Origin of the sequence: Brevibacillus laterosporus LMG 15441, from assembly GCF_000219535.2 — a bacterium.
GTDB lineage: Bacteria > Bacillota > Bacilli > Brevibacillales > Brevibacillaceae > Brevibacillus_B > Brevibacillus_B halotolerans.
The window spans coordinates 4,929,886-4,948,572 of sequence record NZ_CP007806.1 but is presented as its reverse complement, the minus strand read 5'-3'; the positions used below and the strand labels follow the sequence as shown (position 1 = coordinate 4,948,572).

General features: G+C 42.0%; 14 protein-coding genes. 11 read left to right on the top strand and 3 right to left on the bottom strand.

Annotated elements, in window-relative coordinates:
• Positions 1-232 precede the first annotated feature (232 nt).
• Both BRLA_RS21855 and BRLA_RS23465 read right to left on the bottom strand, forming a co-directional pair.
• Complete coding sequence (locus BRLA_RS21855) at positions 233-841, bottom strand: acetate uptake transporter (RefSeq protein ID WP_003334149.1); 609 nt, start codon at positions 839-841, stop codon at positions 233-235.
• Positions 842-1,080: 239 nt separating this feature from the next.
• Positions 1,081-2,115 (bottom strand): Ig-like domain-containing protein, encoded by a 1,035-nt coding sequence (locus BRLA_RS23465; protein ID WP_003334150.1) that lies wholly within the window; start codon positions 2,113-2,115, stop codon positions 1,081-1,083.
• A gap of 630 nt (positions 2,116-2,745) precedes the next feature.
• Between BRLA_RS23465 and BRLA_RS21845 the strand changes: the two genes are divergently transcribed.
• From BRLA_RS21845 to BRLA_RS21805, 9 genes are all read left to right on the top strand, one after another.
• Positions 2,746-3,981 carry an exosporium glycoprotein BclB-related protein gene (locus BRLA_RS21845; protein ID WP_081870835.1) on the top strand — a complete coding sequence of 412 codons (1,236 nt, stop codon included), beginning with the start codon at positions 2,746-2,748 and terminating at the stop codon, positions 3,979-3,981.
• Between the two features lie 456 nt (positions 3,982-4,437).
• A complete protein-coding gene (locus BRLA_RS21840; protein ID WP_003334152.1) occupies positions 4,438-5,691 on the top strand; it encodes a cation:dicarboxylate symporter family transporter in 1,254 nt (417 codons plus the stop codon).
• A 188-nt stretch (positions 5,692-5,879) separates the two neighbouring features.
• Positions 5,880-6,557: a uracil-DNA glycosylase gene (locus BRLA_RS21835; protein ID WP_003334153.1), complete on the top strand. Its 678-nt coding sequence runs from the start codon at positions 5,880-5,882 to the stop codon at positions 6,555-6,557.
• A 129-nt stretch (positions 6,558-6,686) separates the two neighbouring features.
• The gene (locus BRLA_RS21830; protein WP_003334154.1) at positions 6,687-7,052 is read left to right on the top strand and encodes a Na-translocating system protein MpsC family protein; all 366 of its coding nucleotides are present in this window, start codon (positions 6,687-6,689) and stop codon (positions 7,050-7,052) included.
• A 163-nt stretch (positions 7,053-7,215) separates the two neighbouring features.
• Positions 7,216-8,037, top strand: coding sequence for a formate dehydrogenase accessory sulfurtransferase FdhD (gene fdhD / locus BRLA_RS21825; protein WP_041752429.1), 822 nt, complete (start codon positions 7,216-7,218; stop codon positions 8,035-8,037).
• Positions 8,038-8,107: 70 nt separating this feature from the next.
• Positions 8,108-9,370: a molybdopterin molybdotransferase MoeA gene (gene glp / locus BRLA_RS21820; RefSeq protein WP_003334156.1), complete on the top strand. Its 1,263-nt coding sequence runs from the start codon at positions 8,108-8,110 to the stop codon at positions 9,368-9,370.
• A gap of 18 nt (positions 9,371-9,388) precedes the next feature.
• On the top strand, positions 9,389-10,420 hold the full coding sequence (gene moaA, locus BRLA_RS21815) for a GTP 3',8-cyclase MoaA (RefSeq protein ID WP_003334157.1): 1,032 nt from the start codon (positions 9,389-9,391) through the stop codon (positions 10,418-10,420).
• Positions 10,421-10,720: 300 nt separating this feature from the next.
• Positions 10,721-12,613, top strand: coding sequence for an OPT family oligopeptide transporter (locus tag BRLA_RS21810; RefSeq protein WP_003334158.1), 1,893 nt, complete (start codon positions 10,721-10,723; stop codon positions 12,611-12,613).
• Positions 12,614-12,678: 65 nt separating this feature from the next.
• Positions 12,679-13,038: a PqqD family protein gene (locus tag BRLA_RS21805; RefSeq protein ID WP_003334160.1), complete on the top strand. Its 360-nt coding sequence runs from the start codon at positions 12,679-12,681 to the stop codon at positions 13,036-13,038.
• A 53-nt stretch (positions 13,039-13,091) separates the two neighbouring features.
• Here BRLA_RS21805 and BRLA_RS21800 read toward each other — a convergent pair whose 3' ends face one another.
• Positions 13,092-14,459: an aldehyde dehydrogenase gene (locus BRLA_RS21800; RefSeq protein WP_003334161.1), complete on the bottom strand. Its 1,368-nt coding sequence runs from the start codon at positions 14,457-14,459 to the stop codon at positions 13,092-13,094.
• 429 nt (positions 14,460-14,888) lie between these two features.
• On the opposite strand from BRLA_RS21800, the gene BRLA_RS21795 reads away from it, so the two are divergent.
• Positions 14,889-16,640: an ABC transporter ATP-binding protein gene (locus BRLA_RS21795; RefSeq protein WP_003334162.1), complete on the top strand. Its 1,752-nt coding sequence runs from the start codon at positions 14,889-14,891 to the stop codon at positions 16,638-16,640.
• A gap of 5 nt (positions 16,641-16,645) precedes the next feature.
• Positions 16,646-18,667, top strand: a complete 2,022-nt coding sequence (locus BRLA_RS21790; protein ID WP_003334163.1) for an ABC transporter ATP-binding protein — start codon at positions 16,646-16,648, stop codon at positions 18,665-18,667.
• Positions 18,668-18,687 lie beyond the last annotated feature (20 nt).

The window sequence follows — 18,687 nt, the reverse complement described above, 5'->3', positions numbered from 1 at the left end:
AGTTATTATCGGCAAGGGAGGATTACGGAGCTTCGTGTTCCCTCCTTTCCCAGGTAAAGGGGAGGTGTAACACGTGTAGGATTTCTCTTTTATTGGGCATGGGCGTATGGTAACGAAACGGTTGAGATGTTTAATCAAGTCGCCTATGAACGCTATCTAAAAGGGGACTTGCATGTAAAAAGCCGCCTACGCAGGTGCGCAAGCGGCTATATAGAACGAAGTAACCAGTTCTTTACTTTTTAAAGATGCCCATTGGTTTGCCGATTGGTAGGAATTCACGACCAAAATGTGCATTAAGTACACAAGCAGCAGAACCATAGAAGGATGAGATAGAAATAAGTAGCTCTGATACTCCAGCAAGAGTATGCATTGGACCTTTAGCGATGCCAAGACTACTGAAAGTAAGTCCAATAAATAAGAAATCAATGAAAACAAAGATGATGAACAGGACTTTATTTGTTTCAGTGGCACCAATTGTCATGAATATGCTAAAGATGAGATATCCAAGGAAAGCAATCCCTAGATGTTTTCCATCTACTTTGGCAGCCATTTCCGCCCCGAAAACCCCCATCTGAATCATCCAAGATAATGCCATAGCAAACCAGAAAAAAGCAAAAGCCCCGAAAGCCGTAGTACCAAAAATATTATTGCGTTTCGAATCATTGATGCAAGCAAATAACTGTGCAAATGCTCCTAAGAAAATAGCCCACGGTATAACCATGGATAGGCCTTCAGTGAAGCCAAGTTTTTGCATAGAAGCTACCAATGTTACCATAGCTAAACCAAACAAACCTAATGCCGATGGATCGCAGTTGGTAATCTTCACGGATTGAGTATTCATCCTAGTGTGTTTCCTCCCTATATCTTGCTACGAAAAAATACTTACTTATTCTAAGGCAAGGATAGGGGGTCTTGCTATTGTAAATTCTAACAAATGTGTTACATTGCTATATTTGTTATATTCAAAAAACAACAAACGACTTTTTTATTTGGAAAAGCTATGTTCCATATTAGAAATCAAACACAAAGAAAGCAGTCCTGTTGATTGTCAGGCCTGCTTTTTTAGATAAAGAAGATGGATTACTCCTCCGTGCATGTTTTACTAGTGCTGGATTCAAAACAACTGCTGAAATAGCTGGAATCGCTAGAATGACTGGAAGAACTGGAAGGACTAGAATGACTGGAACGACTGGAAGGACTGGAAGGACTGGAAGGACTAGAATGACTGGAAGAACTGGAAGAACTGGAAGGACTAGAATGACTGGAACGACTGGAAGAACTGGAACGACTAGAACGACTAGAAGAACTGGAACAGCTAGAAAAGCTAGAATGGCTGGAGGAGGACGATTGGGAATGTGAGCAGCTCGAAGAACGAGATTTGTGATGGTGGTCACAACATTTTGCCCTCACTAGAACAATGACTCGCACAATTGCTGTGGAATGGCAAATCGGATCTATTACCAAGACTGTAAAGATATCTTTTCCAGTAAAATTGTGTTTTGGTTTATAAGCGTATCGACCATCGATTAAAAGTTTAAGACTACCGTGTTTTGGAGAAGACAGAAGTTTAAATAAGAGAGTGTTTCGGCTTGGATTAGCAATTTTAATAAACGATTTAATTCCTTCGCCTTGACGAACGACAATTCCATTATTTGCCGCCTGTAGTGGGAGGCAGGCTCCTTGGAAAGGTATCGTTACTACATTGGACAGGACAGTAATAGGAATTCGGCGCCCTTTTGAAAAGACCAGTGTACCAGTCAATCTTGCTTGACTACTGATTTTGGCTGGTGATGGAACAGTGACTACACGGAATTGATAAGTAACACTTACGGATTTTACTCTTTCAGGAATGGTCCCTAGACTGATGCCAGTTACGGGCGAAGCACCGGGCTGAGGAAATCCATTTACAGTGACGCTATTTGGTACAAACACAGTCCCTGTAGGAGTTTCATTAAACAAAAAGGCGTTAGTCAAAATCCCCTTACTTTTTCTATTACGTATTCGAGCTGTGAATGTAATGATGCTCCCAACCGCGACAAATGAGGTATTAGCTGAGAGTTTAACAATAATTTTTTTGTCGGGATGATGGTCACAATCGCGTGATGAAATATTCACGGTAATTTGTTCACCTCCAGGATTATTAAAAAATGGGGTAGCCCGAGTTTTAAATGACGAATGTAGAGTAATAAGCCGGGCTACTCACATGAGGTAACCTGGTATCCTTATTAACTGGTTACCCATAATACCTATCATCTTTTAAGAGGAAAAGGATGATATATACAGAGTGAAGCTAAGAATTACTCATGCGTAATTCTGGTAATTGGTGCGGGTGTATTAGGAATTACATGATAGGAACATGAAACCAAACTTGCTTTCCCTACATTTTTCAAAGAAAGAAAATATACTGTGTCAGATCACCTCTTTAGCCAGATGAAGTTTTCCGTAGCCATAGCTAAAGGGAGAACATAGGAGACAGGAGGAAGGTGTAGGGATGTAAACGCAAGTATGGTACCTCCTTTAACTAAGATAGTTATGTATATGTGTCGTTATGGTAGAAGGGTCACGATCAAACTTGGTTTGGGTTAAAAATGGTCATATGTAATAGGGATACTAGTCTAGTGATATCGTAAAAAGATGTTGTAAGGCCTATTTTTTACAAGTAAATCAACGTTTTTAAAATTAATGATAACCGAGTCTTTGGGTTTTCCATAAGATATCACATATTATTAAGGGAGGTGTGATTTTTTGCGATACGATAATCATGATGATTTACAAAAGATTAAAGATGGATTGATTGAATCGGAATTATTTGACTTTATGCGGCGAAATCCAACAGATAAATATAAAATGCACGGACATTGTACGTCCAGCTTTTCTAGATCTTCATGCACACATTTCACCACTTTTTGTCCGATAACAGGCCCAACAGGGGCAACGGGAGCGACAGGGGCAACGGGAGCGACAGGGGCAACGGGAGCCACGGGGGCAACGGGAGCCACGGGAGCCACGGGAGCGACAGGAGCCACGGGAGCGACAGGAGCCACGGGAGCCACGGGAGCGACAGGAGCCACGGGAGCCACGGGAGCGACAGGAGCCACGGGAGCAACAGGGGCAACAGGAGCAACAGGGGCAACAGGAGCGACAGGGGCAACAGGAGCCACGGGAGCGACAGGAGCGACAGGAGCCACGGGAGCGACAGGAGCAACAGGAGCGACAGGAGCGACAGGGGCGACAGGAGCCACGGGAGCGACAGGAGCCACAGGAGCAACAGGAGCAACAGGAGCGACAGGAGCGACAGGGGCAACAGGAGCGACAGGGGCAACAGGAGCCACGGGAGCAACAGGAGCCACGGGAGCGACAGGGGCAACAGGAGCGACAGGAGCCACGGGGGCAACAGGAGCCACGGGGGCAACAGGAGCCACGGGAGCCACCGGCCCAACAGGTCCAACCGGCCCAACAGGTGGAGGTTCAATCATTCCATTCGCATCCGGTGTTCCTCTTGTATTAACTACGCTTGTCAGTGGCCTTGCTGGAACTGTTGGATTAGTTGGTTTTGGTAGCTCAGGCCCAACAGTATTTGCCCTAGGAAGCACTATCGATTTGACAGGAGCAGCAGGTACACTTCTCAACTTTGCTTATTCTGTACCACGTGACGGTATTATTACGTCTATCTCAGCATTCTTTAGTACGGCAGTAGGTGTGACTATACTTGGAGGTTCAGCAACTATCACAGCTCAGCTCTACAGTTCGCCTACTCCTAATAACATCTTTACCCCAATTCCAGGAGCAATTGTGACCTTAACGCCTTCTCTTACAGGACTTGTCCCTATTGGTACGATAAGTAATGGCCTTACCACAGGATTAGCGATACCAGTAACAGCCCAAACCCGTCTATTAATGGTGTTTTCTATCACTACTACTGGTTTAACAGTAGTCACTGCTGTCACAGGTTATGCAAGTGCAGGTGTGACTATCGTATAATTCAATATGAATGAAATATCCCTCGAAGCTTGAGGGATATTTTTTTGTTTCATAATAGGCAATTTTTTGTTAAATGGATGTACCCGGAATGAATGGGGAATAAATAATCCAAAGGTAATATAGCCCTATAAATCGCCAATCATCGCTTTTACTATACGGCATAGTGAACGATTTATTGTCAATTAAACTTGTTACATATTGGAACTGAATATGCGCTCAGTTGTGAAAATATATTGTCTACTCGCTAGAGGCTTGATAAGATAAGTAAGCGATCACTTTCAACAAAATTAAATAACAAGTACATTTATATTTATACGAATAATGATATACCCCCTGTTTTTATAGCTTTTTCACTTAGTGTAATCGAATATTTTCCCCAATGATCGTAGGTTACTTTTTCTCAATCACCGTACATTTTTTTGTAAATATTTTAAGTTTTTTTAGCGAGGTGCTGGAATGAAAAAATATGGTTTAGCAGTGCAAATCCTTATTGGTCTTGTATTAGGTATTACAGTTGGTGCAATTTTTTATAATAATCCTGTTATAGAAGGTTATCTAAAGCCCATTGGGGATATTTTTCTTCACTTGATTAAAATGATCGTAGTCCCAATTGTAATTGCTAGCTTAATTGTCGGCGTAGCAGGTGTAGGCGACATAAAGAAACTGGGGAAAATTGGTGGTAAGACAATCTTGTATTTCGAGATTATTACTACGATTGCTATTGTCGTAGGTTTACTTGCAGCTAACGTCTTCAAGCCTGGTGTTGGGGTTAACATGGCTGAGTTGACTAAGACTGATATCAACAAATATGTTCAAACGGCAGATCAAGCCACTCATCATAGCTTTGTAGATACTTTTGTCAATATTGTACCGACAAATGTGTTTGAGGCTATTGGTAAAGGGGACATGCTGGCGATTATTTTCTTCTCTGTATTGTTTGGACTAGGTGTGGCAGCAATTGGAGAAAAGGGCAAACCAGTATTACAATTCTTCCAAGGTGTGGCAGACGCCATGTTCTGGGTAACGAATCAGATTATGAAATTTGCTCCGTTTGGTGTGTTCGCTTTAATTGGAATTACAGTATCTAAGTTTGGCTTACAATCTCTTGTCCCATTGGCCAAGCTCATGATTTTGGTATATGGAGCGATGTTCTTCTTTATTATCGTGGTGCTAGGTATTGTAGCTAGAATTAGTGGAATTCGCATCTTTACGATAATGAAAATCCTAAAGGATGAAATGCTACTAGCTTATACAACAGCTAGCTCAGAGACTGTATTGCCTAAGATTATGGAGAAGATGGAGAAATTCGGCTGTCCAAAGGCAATTACTTCCTTTGTGGTTCCGACTGGATATTCCTTCAATCTAGATGGCTCCACACTCTATCAGGCAATTGCAGCTATTTTCATCGCCCAAATGTACGGTATCGATTTATCTCTTTATCAACAGATTACACTAATGCTGGTTCTAATGGTAACATCTAAAGGGATTGCAGGTGTGCCAGGGGTATCCTTTGTTGTATTGCTTGCTACGCTGGGAACGGTAGGAATTCCGTTGGAGGGCTTAGCGTTTATTGCAGGGATTGACCGTTTGCTAGATATGGCACGAACTGTTGTTAACGTAATTGGGAATGCCTTAGCTGTTGTAGTTATTTCGAAATGGGAAAAAGAATATGATCCCGAAAAAGGAAAGCAGTATGTTGCTACTCTCTAACGGGATGAATTGAATAAGTACAAAAAGGTTGTCGGCAGAGGTCGGCAACCTTTTGTTGTATGAATTGGTTCGCATGGCAGGGCGAATCAATTGCGCTACACAACGATTGCTAGGGTAAGGGCAGAGACTTGGCGCTTTTTTACTTTTACTTTATGCTTAAGAAGTAAAAAAGCGGGGAGGTAAGATATATGGCTATTTTAAAAAACGACTGGGCTCCGTTGTTAGAGGATGAATTTCAGAAACCTTATTATTTACAATTACGAGAGTTTTTGCGAAACGAATATGCTACGAAAACGATATATCCAGATAAATATGATATTTTTAATGCTTTGCACCATACACCTTATCAACAGACGAAGGTAGTTATTTTAGGACAAGACCCTTATCATGGTCCGAATCAAGCACATGGATTAAGCTTTTCAGTTAATCCAGGCACGAAAATACCCCCTTCTCTCGTAAATATTTATAAGGAATTGCGAGACGACCTAGGGTGTTTCATTCCGAATCATGGATATTTAGTCTCTTGGGCGAAGCAAGGCGTTCTTTTGTTAAACACAGTACTTACAGTTAGAGATGGAGAAGCCAATTCTCATAAGGGGAGAGGCTGGGAGCTTTTCACTAATCGCGTGATTGAAGAGATAAACAAGCGGGATAAGCCAGTGGTCTTTATTTTATGGGGAAGACATGCTCAAGATAAAAAAAGTATGATTGATACCAATAGACATTATATTTTAGAATCAGTTCATCCAAGTCCGTTATCTGCGAGTAGGGGATTTTTCGGTACAAAACCGTTCTCAAAAGCGAATCAATTTCTTGTAAAAATAGGAGAAGAACCAATTGATTGGCAAATTCCCACGTTAAGCTAGATACGAACGGAAGGAATTGGGTTCTATTTAGCTAGGTGTTTTTATACAGATGTTTGCAATTGCCTAATCAGATCGATACTGTTAGAATTTATGAAATAGGTATATATTTGAATAAGTGAGTTGGATAACATGACGAACTATGAAGCTGAATTTAGCAATTTGGTCAGGACATTTCGCAAGCGTCATATGGGAAAGGGACCTAGTCAAATTAAAACTACATTTTGCAAAAACTGGGCGATCTGTGAAATGCAAGGGAATCTTTCTCCTGTAGAAAAATTCATTGCAACGGCAGATACAGGTAAGCAAATGCTTCGTTCAGCTAGGACTGAAATGGTCAAGGAGATGTACCAGAAAACGCGTCCTGTGGAGATGGAAGAGCTTCTTGGAGCTAAGTTTATAGACCTATTCGTAGATATTGATATTGAAAGTGACTTTGGGATGTCCATTTTTGTTTTTGACCAAGATATTGAGCGCAAATTTGGATCGGATCGCTAATCATAAGCTTACTTATATTTCAATAAGAGCAGTTGGAACTTGGTAGCGTACCTGCTAAAGACTAACCGCCGCAAGTTGCCTCCTTGTATTTCAAGGTAGGTTTAGCTTGTGGCATTTTTTATTTGGTTTAAAGGACTATTACATGGATGGAAGGAAGAGGGCTATGAGCAAGAAAGTATCAACCTTACGTGCCGTCATGAGATATGATGGAGAGGTTTTTCAAGACATAGACGACGAAATTGCCTGTGAATATCCATTAACCATCATGGTAAATGGCATGGAATTTGCGACCATGGTATGTACGCCGGAGCATATGGAGGAGCTTCTTCTTGGGTTCCTTGCATCAGAGGGGATTATTAGACTTCCAGATGATGTAGAGTCATTTTCCATCAATCAGAAAACGGGCTTTGCTTATGTAGAGGTAAAAAATAAAGGCAAGCTTTCACCGCAGCATTCCAAGCGTTTTATCGGCTCCTGCTGCGGTAAAAGTCGGCAGTTTTATTTGCAAAATGATGTCCGAACCGCTAAAACCATCATGTCAAAGCAGCAAATTAGCGTTCAAGATTGCCAGGCAATGATTAAGTATATGCAAGAACATTCCTCTTTTTTTAAGCAAACAGGCGGTGTTCATAATGCTGCCTTATGCAATACAGAAGGAGTCGTGGTGACAAGAACCGATATTGGGAGACACAATGCATTAGACAAGATATATGGATTTTGTTTGCAGAATCGGATTGGTTTATCGGATAAGGTTATTGCTTTTAGTGGAAGGATATCCTCAGAGGTATTGTTAAAGGTAGCGAAAATTGGTGTAGGAATCGTTCTCTCCAAATCAGCACCTACAGATCTTGCACTTGATCTTGCGGAAGAGCTGGGTATTACGACAGTCGGGTTTATCCGGGGGAATACGCTTAATGTATATACGCATCCAAAACGAATAATAGAGACACAGTCTGTAAAATGTGAAAGCTCTTATGATGTATAATATGTTGTAGGGACAAACATAATGGGCGTTTCATAAAGCACCTGTACACTAAAGGAAAGTGTGACATATTATGAATAGAACTCACCGATTTAAACGAAAAGCTCTTCCGGTTGAAGAAGCACAAAAGCGAATTCTTTCCCGCATAACAATCATGAATACGGAAGTGATTTCATTAGTTGACAGTATAGGAAGAAGATTAGCCGAGCCTATATATGCCACTAATCATATCCCTGCTTTCCCAAGAGCAGGTATGGATGGGTATGCTATCAGGTGTGCAGGAATTGAGAAGGCAACACCAGCAGAGCCGCTTACTTATCGAATTGTGGGAGATATTGCAGCAGGGAGTGCTCCCACAATGAAGCTGAACAAGGGAGAAGCTGTTCGAATCATGACCGGCGCTAGCGTTCCTGAAGGTGCTAATGCAGTGGTTATGTTTGAACAAACACAGGAATACGAACAAAATGAACAAGCTTTTGTACAGGTCAAACATAATGTGGGACAGGGTCAGAATATTGCACAGGTAGGAGAAGAAATCCAAGAGGGGCAGATTATCATAGAGTCTGGGAGAATCATTCAGCCGGGTCAAATGGCATTGCTCTCTACGTTTGGCTATCACCGTGTAAAGGTATTTACCCAGCCTAAAGTAGGGATTTTTGCTACAGGGACGGAATTGCTGCCAATTGATGAGCCTCTCCAGCCTGGCAAAATTCGCAATAGCAACAGCTATATGATCCAGGCATTGGTGGAAGCCTCTGGTGCAATCCCTTTTCTATACGGAATTATTCCAGACAACAAGGAACAAGCAAAGGCTTTATTGGAAGAAGCTTTTCAAGAGATGGATATTGTGATTACCACAGGTGGCGTATCAGTTGGTGATTATGATATTATGGCAGAAATCATTCGCGAGCAAGGGGAAGAGATGCTGTTTAACCGGGTATCCATGAGACCTGGCAGTCCTACCTCAGCAGCAGTCATTCATAACAAATTACTATTTGGCTTGTCCGGGAATCCGGGGGCATGTTTTGTTGGTTTTGAATTGTTTGTTAAGCCGGCTATTCGGGCCATGTTGGGTGCTAAAGAGGCCCTTCCTGCTGTAATGGAAGCCTTTTTAGCTACTGATTATGATAAAGGCTCTCCCCATGTGCGTTACGAACGGGGCAAATTATGGATTGAAAAGGGACTAGTCAAGGTAAAGTCGATTGGTGTGACTAAATCAAGCCATATGCTTTCCATACAGGATGCCGATTGTCTCCTTACGATCCCTTCAGGTAAATTAGGAGCAGCTAAAGGAGATTTAATTCAGGTAATCCCACTTCAGTACGATGTCACCTAAGGAAGGGAGCTGTGGCCAATGGACCAGAAGATTTCACATACAAAAGTAACGGACCAATTGCAACGTCCATTGCGAGATCTGCGCATTTCTGTTACCGATAAGTGCAATTTTAGGTGCCGCTATTGCATGCCAGAAGAAATTTTCCACAAGGATTTTCAGTTCCTACCCAAAGAGAAGCTGCTCTCGTTTGAGGAAATAGAACGGCTTACTCGCATTTTTGTAGGTATGGGTGTTGAAAAAATCCGATTAACCGGTGGAGAGCCCTTATTGCGTAAGGATATAACGATCTTGATCCAAAAAATCAGGCAGATTGAAGGCGTAAAGGATATCGCACTGACAACTAACGGTTCGCTGCTAGAAAAGTTTGCCCTCCCGTTAAAGGAAGCAGGACTTGATCGAGTATCGGTAAGCTTGGATAGTCTTGATGATGATCGGTTTGGCTATATGAATGGGCGAGGAATTAAAGTAAGTACGGTGTTAAAAGGTATCGAGGCCGCACAAAAAGCAGGGCTCGGGATCAAGATAAACATGGTAGTACAAAAAGGAGCAACAGATCCGGATATACTTCCTATGGCCCGCTATTTTAAGGAAGCTGGGATTACGTTGCGATTTATTGAATTTATGGATGTCGGAAATGCAAATGGCTGGGAATTGAAACAGGTGGTACCGAGCCGAGATATTCTAGAGATGATTAACCGGGAAATGCCGGTAGAACCAGTAGAGGCTGAGTATTTTGGAGAGGTTGCGAAACGTTACCGTTATTTAGGGACCGATACAGAGATTGGATTTATCTCTTCGGTCACACAAGCCTTCTGCTCTTCCTGTACAAGAGCCCGCTTGTCTGCCGAAGGTTATATATATATGTGTTTATTTGCTACAGAAGGAATAGATGTAAGAAGTCGCCTTCGCGATGGAACCACGGATGAAGAATTGACCCGCTATGTTCAACAGCTATGGTCAAATCGCAAGGATCGTTATTCAGAAGAACGTCTGTCAGCTACACAGGGGTTACCACGAAAAAAGGTGGAAATGTCTCATATAGGTGGATAAATAAACGTAGGCTATCTAAAAAAATACGACAATCAGAGAGAGGATACAAGGATTTCCTAATAGAGGAAATCAGTATTCTCTTTCTGTTTTTTGGCCTCAATAAAGAAGCGTAGAAGTCATCATGTAAGCATAAGAAACTAGTAGATTTGAAATAATAGCAGTAAGGAACACTTTACAGTTTGACCAATAAATGGTTTTGGTGTAAATAATAAGATATATTCTATTTTATTTCGCTACTATTGTTCTTAAAAATCAAAAAATTAAGAACTGCGAATCCATTTAAAGTTAGGGGGACCCTTTATGAATGGTGGAAAATCTAATTCTTCCTCATTCGTCCCGTATGTTCCTGCATCACGTTCCTTGCCAGAGCTTACTGTGGTTGCAGTCGTATTGGGATTAATCTTAGCTGTTGTTTTTGGAGCAGCCAATGCCTATTTAGGCCTTAAAATTGGTTTAACAGTCAGTGCATCTATCCCGGCTGCTGTTATTTCGATGGCAATTTTACGTGGTATTTTGCGTCGAGAGTCTATTTTAGAGAACAATATTGTGCAAACAATGACTACTGCTGGTGAAGCGGTTGCGGCGGGTGCTATTTTTACGTTGCCGGCTTTGTTTCTATGGAATGTTGTACCTAGTCAATTAACGATCAGCTTTATTGTGCTAACAGGTGGTTTTTTAGGCGTATTAATGATGATACCGTTACGTCGTCTGTTGATTGTAAACGAGCACCAAACGCTGCCTTACCCGGAAGGTACTGCTTGCGCGGAAGTTCTGATTTCTGGTGAAAAAGGGGGCAATAGCGCTAAGCTGGTCTTTACGGGGTTCGGACTAGGTGCTTTAGTAAAAGCATTAGGCGATGGATTTAAGCTATTTAAGACCGAAGTAGAGACAGGCATTGCCAATTTTAAAAATGCATTGATTGGATTGGATACATATCCGGCTCTGCTTGGCGTGGGATATATTATTGGCCCCAAAGTGTCTGGAGAGATGATGGCGGGCGGAATACTTGCGTGGGTTGTAATGATACCAATGATTAGCTTTTTTGGTATGCATAATTCCGAGGCAATTCAGCCAGCTTCCGGTATGATTGCTTCCATGGACGCATGGGCTATCTGGGGAGACTATATTCGTTATATTGGTGCGGGTGCTGTAGCTACAGGTGGTTTAATTAGCTTAATCAAAACGTTACCAATCTTATATTATTCATTGCGTGATACACTTGCAGGTTTAGACAAAGGCAATAATCAATTGCTAGTGGAGCGTACCGATCGTGATATTTCGAAGACATGGCTCTTACTCGGCATAATAGCAATCATCTTATTAATCGCCTTCTCACCGTTTACAGAAGTGGGGATGATAGGGGCTGTAGCTATTGCTATTTTTGGATTTTTGTTCGTTACAGTGGCTTCTCGTATCGTTGGGCTGATAGGTAGCTCCTCCTCACCTGTCTCAGGAATGACGATTGCTACCTTACTCATTGTTACAGTGGTATTTAAATCAATGGGTGTAACGGGTCAAACAGGAATGGTCACTGCTTTAATTGTGGGAGCGATCGTGTGTACTGCACTTGCTGTCGCGGGTGATATTTCACAGGATTTAAAAACAGGTTATTTAGTCGGAGCTACTCCGTGGAAACAACAGATAGCAATGATGCTCGGGGTGTTGATCTCAGGTCTGGTCATCGGTTATGTCCTTGTTATTTTACATGAAACATATGGAATGGGGACCAGGGATTTAGCGGCACCAAAGGCAGTTCTAATGAAAATGGTAATTGAAGGGCTTATGGATAATAACCTGCCGTGGGATTTAATTTTTATTGGTGCGGCTACCGCCATTTGTGTTGAATTCTTAGGCCTTCATTCCTTGACTGTAGCAGTAGGGATTTATTTACCGATCCACACCAGTGCACCGATTATGGTAGGTGGTTTGGTTCGTTGGCTAGTGGAATATTACTCGAAGGATAAAAGCCGCAGAAAGCTACGTTTGGAAAGAGGAACGCTGTTTGCATCTGGTCTAATTGCGGGTGAGTCGCTGTTAGGGGTAGTTATTGCTATGCTCATTTCAGCAAAAATAACGATGCCAGAGCATGTTATGTTTGAAAATGGCTTGGTAAGCACGGTTATCTTCGCAATAGTAGCGGCCGTCCTTTTCTGGGTGTCCATGCGTGCCAAAGAGCGGAGCAGTAGCCTTTAATGCCCTCATGTCAGGTGTCAATTCCTATGGAACTTGCTTATTACTAAAGTGTAGGTGAGAGGAGCATGCGGATTTTTACAAAGAAACAGCATCGAAATCTATTGACGATGAGACCTATGTTGACAAAACGGATTACACTAGAGAACACAGAAGAAGGCATTTCTACCGTGATTATCCCTCGCGATAGCTGGTTGGAACGATTGTCTGTACGCTATTTGAGACAGCCTGCCGTTTTCCGTATCAAGCTAGATACACTGGGGAGTTATGTGATTACTAGATGTACAGGTGCACATACCGTAGCAGAAATTGCCGATGAAATTCGACATGAATTTGGTGAACAAGCAGAGCCTGTACTACCACGACTAAGCCAATTCTTGCAAATGATTGACTCGAATCAATGGGTAACGTGGAGAGAGCACGAGTAGAGGAAGAGCCAATGACTGATCAGATGAGATCAATCATTGGCTCATTGTATGATTTATTTAAAAAACCATTTCATCTTTTTTAAAGCTTGCTTGGTTGTATGATAGCGAACAGGAATATCAAAGAGTGTAGTCTGCTTCAACACACTTTTTTGGTGGGAGAAAATTTCAAAGCTTCCTTTTCCATGATAGCTACCGATACCGCTATTACCAACCCCTCCAAATGGTAAATAGGGAGTAGCAATATGAAAGACCGTATCATTAATACAACCCCCGCCAAAGGAGAGGTGGGACAGGACTTGCTTCTGCGTCTCTTTATTTTCGGTGAAAAGATAAAGAGCTAGTGGCTTCGGCTGCGCATTTACCTTAGAAATAGCTTCAGCCAGATCATCGTAGGTTAGGATTGGGAGAATAGGTCCAAAAATCTCGTCCTGCATGACCGGGTCCTGCCAGGTTACGTTATCTAAGAGAGTAGGCTCAATCGCTAACGTACTAGGGCTTGTATTTCCCCCATGGATAACCTTTTTCTCATCCAGATACCCAAGCAATCGCTCAAAATGTCGTGTATTTACAATATGAGTATAATCGGAATTATGTAAGGCATCAGGATAAAGCTCTTGAATAAAGGTCTTGAGCTGTCTAATGAGTTCCTGTTTTACTGAGGAGTTCACAAGTAAATAATCGGGTGCTACACAGGTTTGGCCAGCATTTAGAAATTTGCCCCAAACAATTCGCTTAGCAGCCAAACGCAGGTTAGCATCTCGATGTACAATGCACGGACTTTTTCCGCCCAATTCAAGTGTTATCGGAGTTAGATGCTTGGAGGCGGCTTCCATTATCACACGGCCAACAGGGACACTACCTGTAAAAAAGATATAGTCAAACTTCTCTGCTAGCAACTGATTACTGACTTCAATCCCACCCTCTACTACACAAATAAATTCTGCAGGAAAGGTCTGTTCAAGTAACCGCCGAATAAGATTGGAGGTTCTAGGTGTAAGCTCTGACGGCTTGACAACAGCACAATTCCCGGCAGCAATAGCACCAATTAACGGTAACAGGGCGAGTTGAAATGGATAGTTCCATGGGGCAATAATCAGTGTGACACCATAGGGTTCAGGGTAAAGGTAACCCTTGGAACCAAAGTGGGTAAGTGCTGTTTTGACTCGTTTTGGCTTTACCCAGTTTTGTAAATGTTTACAGATATAACGAATTTCCTCCAGCACGATTCCAATTTCAGTTGAGTAGGATTCAAATTGTGATTTATGCAAATCGGCCTGTAGAGCTTCGTAGATTTGTTGTTCGTGCAAGATGATGGCATTACGTAAGTTTTGGAGTGCTTCTATTCGGAATGCAACGTGTTTTGTTTGTTGCGTGTGAAAGAATTGATGCTGCTTGGCTACTAATTCTTGAATAGGGTTCATAAGCGCCTCCGTTCATTTTTCTCAGGTATCCTGAGTTTATCATTGACAAAATATCGAATCAAATATTGCATGAATACTTAGATAATTAAACATAAAATATTCTGAAAAATAGATTGACGAACCTGAGGTTGTGAGGTAGAATCTGTAAATACGAAAGTAGCCTAAAAGGAAAAGGAGATGAGTAACGTGAGAATGATGTTGTTTCCCAATGCAAAGCAAATACAATTTCATATCTCCTGTAATCTATCTCTTATGTCCAAGGCATCACTGTCTTGATTAAACGTAGGTAAAAACTAAGAGTGTAGGTTACAGCAGTTTGTAACGTGCGCTTTTTATGACAGAACAGATGTAAAGACATGTCGCACATAGTGACGTGTCTTTTTTGATTCTGTCAGATATTGGGTTCATGCGAGAAGGGAGAGAGAATGCATGATAGCTGTGTTTCAAAAGTTAGGCTGGTTTTTTCGTGAAGAGTGGAAAAGATACTCCATTGCAGTCGTTTTTTTGGTGATAAATGGGGTATTGGAAGTTTTACCTCCGAAGTTAATGGGGACATCGATTGACCAAATTTTTGCTGGCTCTATGACAACCACAAGATTGTTCCTCATGATTGGCTTATTGCTGGCAATTGCTTTAAGTAATTATGGAGTCACTTATATTTGGATGAGAAATTTGTTCGGTGGCTCGTTTTTGGTTAGTAGGAAATTGCGCTCCAATTTAATGGGACAATTTTTAACAATGACCCCAACCTTTTATGAAAAAAATCGGACGGGAGATCTGATGGCTCGGGCGACGAACGATATTCAAGCAGTATCGCTAACCGCCGGGTTTGGGATTCTTACCTTAGTGGATGCGACTGTCTATCTGGGGGTTATTCTCCTTACAATGACGGTTGTAATTAGTTGGAAGCTTACCCTCATTTGTGTTTTACCAATGCCGCTGGCAGCTTACATATTAAGTAAGTATGGGGAGATGCTTCATAAAAGATTTACAGATGCACAGGATGTTTTTGGAAAAATGAATGATCAGGTGCTGGAGAATATTTCAGGTGTCCGGGTGGTTCGTGCTTATGTACAGGAAGCGGCAAGTAGGAAGAGCTTTCGAGAAATCTCTGAGGAAACGTATAAGAAAAACCTGTCCGTTGCCCGTATCGATTCACTATTTGAGCCAACGATGAAGTTGCTAAATGGTATAAGTTTTTTATTAGGCATTGGGTTTGGAGCGTATTATGTTTACCATCAAGAAATTACAATAGGCGATATGATTTCATTTAACATTTATTTAGCTATGCTGTCTTGGCCGATGTACGCGATTGGGGAGCTAGTTAATATTATGCAGCGGGGTAATGCTTCTTTGGATCGTGTGAACGAAACACTTGCTTATGAACCGGATGTTCAGAATGGGCCCGATCTAGTGGATGTGCCAACACCGGCTACCATCTCATTTCAGAATGTCACCTTCCGTTACCCTTCATCTGAAGTAGATAATTTAAAAGATATAACGTTTGAACTGAACCGAGGGCAAACCTTGGGAATCGTTGGACGTACAGGCAGCGGCAAGACAACTTTGATACGTCAGCTTCTGCGTGAGTATCCGTTAGGCAAAGGAGAAATCTTGATTTCAGGAACTTCCATGCAAAAAATTGCGATCGAGCAAGCAGTGGGCTGGCTAGGATATGTTCCGCAAGGGCAAATCTTATTTTCTAAAACCATTTTACAAAACATTCGATTTGGTAAACCGACCAGCTCGATGGCTGAAATCGAGCATGCGTTGGTGATGTCGGCTTTTCAAAAGGACATTGCCTACTTACCAGAGAGATTGGATACGATGGTTGGGGAGAAGGGTGTCTCCTTGTCTGGGGGCCAGAAGCAACGCGTCTCGATAGCCCGTGCACTAATAGCAGACCCAGAGATTCTTTTGTTAGATGATGCTCTTTCTGCGGTAGATGCTAAAACAGAGACGGAAATTATCACTCATATTCGTCAGGAGCGAGCAGGAAAGACCACGTGGATTACTACGCACCGCCTGTCAGCAGTTCAGCATGCCGATTTAATTATCGTAATGGATGATGGAACCATTGTGGAACGTGGAACTCATGATCAGCTTATGAAACAGGATGGCTGGTATAAACAACAATATGAACGTCAGCAAATCGAGGCAACTTTAACAGATGGAGAGTGAGAGACATGGGTAGGCCTTCTAAAAGGTTATGGCAATATGCCTTGCAGTTTAAGAAAACCCTCATCTTGGCTTTAACCATGCTATCATTAGCGGTTGTAGCTGACCTGATGGGGCCGATTTTAGTCAAACAGATGATTGATGTGCATATACGAGGAATCGAGTATAGCTGGTATCAGAGCGAACAGGGGAGTGAAGCTGTACCTTACCGAGGCCAGTATATAAAACGAAGTGATCATTGGGGGCCTGATGAGCAAAAAGGAAAAGAAGTTCGCATCTTACAGATCGGGCGAGAATATTACTTCATTGATCAACCGATTGCATTTGATGGGGAACGAACCTTTGAAAATGGAGTTATCCTGATTCAAAAGGGTTCGGACAAAGCGATGTACCCTGCTGAAAAATTAACGTCAGCGGAGGTATTTGCATTATACAAACCGGAAGTGCAGCCGCTTATTGCCCTTTGTTTGATTTACTTTGGCTTATTGGCTGTGATCTCCCTCCTGTTATATGTTAAAAAGTATTGGTTACAAATCTCCGCGAACCAGATTATTCAAAAGATGCGTGTAGACGTCTTTGACCATATACAGCGACTTCCGATTCAGTATTTTGACAATTTACCAGCAGGAAAAGTGGTTGCACGAGTGACCAATGATACAGAGGCAATTCGAGATCTTTATCTAACCGTGCTCTCGAACTTTTTTACGGGGATTATCTATATCACAGGTATTCTGGTCGCTATGTTCTTGCTAGATCCTATGCTAGGTGCCCTTTGTCTTGTGATCATTCCTATTTTGGTCGTGTGGATTTACGTCTATCGATATTTTGCTTCCCGTTTTAACCATGTCATTCGGGCAAGAATCAGTGATATTAATGGGATGATTAATGAATCGATTCAAGGGATGGCTATCATTCAGGCCTTCCGTCGTCAAAGGGAGACAAAGGAAGAGTTCGAGGAATTGAATTATGATCATTTTAAATACCAAAACAAATTATTGCTGCTCAACTCACTTACTTCCCATAATCTAACCAATTTCCTGCGAATCGTGGGATTTGCCCTGTTATTGTGGTATTTTGGAGCACAGTCTTTAACATTGGGCAACGTATTGTCCCTTGGAATGATGTATGCCTTTTTGGAATATATCGTTCGGCTCTTCAATCCAATTAGTGGGATTGTTAACCAGTTACCACAATTAGAACAAGCATTGGTGGGAGCCGAACGCGTATTTGAATTAATCGATGAATCGGGTATTCCAGTAACTGACGGTAAAATGGATCGATATAGGGGAAATGTGAAATTCGAAAATGTATGGTTTGCTTACAAGGATGAGGAATACGTGCTGAAAAATATCTCCTTTGAGGCGAAGGAAGGTCAAACCATTGCATTGGTTGGTCATACAGGATCAGGTAAGAGCTCCATCATGAATATCCTATTTCGATTTTATGATTTTGACAAAGGGAAAGTAACCATTGATGGCAAGGAGATTCAGGAATGGCCCAAACAATATGTACGTCAGCATATGGGAATCGTACTACAGGAGCCGTTCTTATTTACGGGAACGATTGCTAGCAATGTCAGTCTGGGCGACCCCAATATTTCTCGGGAAAGGATTGAGAAAGCTCTAGATGATGTAGGGGCCAGACAGTTGTTTGCCCATCTAAGTAAAGGTTATGATGAGCCTGTTGTGGAGAAAGGAAGTACGTTATCAGCGGGACAACGTCAAATCGTGTCATTTGCTCGTGCCCTTGCCTTTGACCCGGCTATTTTAATTTTGGATGAAGCAACCGCCTCTATTGATACGGAGACGGAGTCCATCATTCAAAAGGCGCTGGATGTAGTGAAGAGGGGACGTACTACCTTTATTATTGCACATCGCCTTTCTACGATCCGTCAGGCAGATTGTATTCTGGTCCTTGATAGAGGGGAAATTGTAGAACGCGGTAACCATGATGAATTAATGCAAATCAAAGGCAAGTATTATCAAATGTACCAGCTACAGCAAGGTGAAACGCAGGAGATAGGAGTATAGGACTTAGTAGAGGGAGGACA

Coding starts and splice junctions, on each gene's coding strand:
- BRLA_RS21855 (WP_003334149.1), bottom strand. CDS start 841: ATGAATACTCAATCCGTGAAGATTACCAACTGCGATCCATCGGCATTA.
- BRLA_RS21840 (WP_003334152.1), top strand. CDS start 4,438: ATGAAAAAATATGGTTTAGCAGTGCAAATCCTTATTGGTCTTGTATTA.
- BRLA_RS21835 (WP_003334153.1), top strand. CDS start 5,880: ATGGCTATTTTAAAAAACGACTGGGCTCCGTTGTTAGAGGATGAATTT.
- BRLA_RS21830 (WP_003334154.1), top strand. CDS start 6,687: ATGACGAACTATGAAGCTGAATTTAGCAATTTGGTCAGGACATTTCGC.
- fdhD (WP_041752429.1), top strand. CDS start 7,216: ATGAGCAAGAAAGTATCAACCTTACGTGCCGTCATGAGATATGATGGA.
- glp (WP_003334156.1), top strand. CDS start 8,108: ATGAATAGAACTCACCGATTTAAACGAAAAGCTCTTCCGGTTGAAGAA.
- moaA (WP_003334157.1), top strand. CDS start 9,389: ATGGACCAGAAGATTTCACATACAAAAGTAACGGACCAATTGCAACGT.
- BRLA_RS21810 (WP_003334158.1), top strand. CDS start 10,721: ATGAATGGTGGAAAATCTAATTCTTCCTCATTCGTCCCGTATGTTCCT.
- BRLA_RS21805 (WP_003334160.1), top strand. CDS start 12,679: ATGCGGATTTTTACAAAGAAACAGCATCGAAATCTATTGACGATGAGA.
- BRLA_RS21800 (WP_003334161.1), bottom strand. CDS start 14,459: ATGAACCCTATTCAAGAATTAGTAGCCAAGCAGCATCAATTCTTTCAC.
- BRLA_RS21795 (WP_003334162.1), top strand. CDS start 14,889: ATGATAGCTGTGTTTCAAAAGTTAGGCTGGTTTTTTCGTGAAGAGTGG.
- BRLA_RS21790 (WP_003334163.1), top strand. CDS start 16,646: ATGGGTAGGCCTTCTAAAAGGTTATGGCAATATGCCTTGCAGTTTAAG.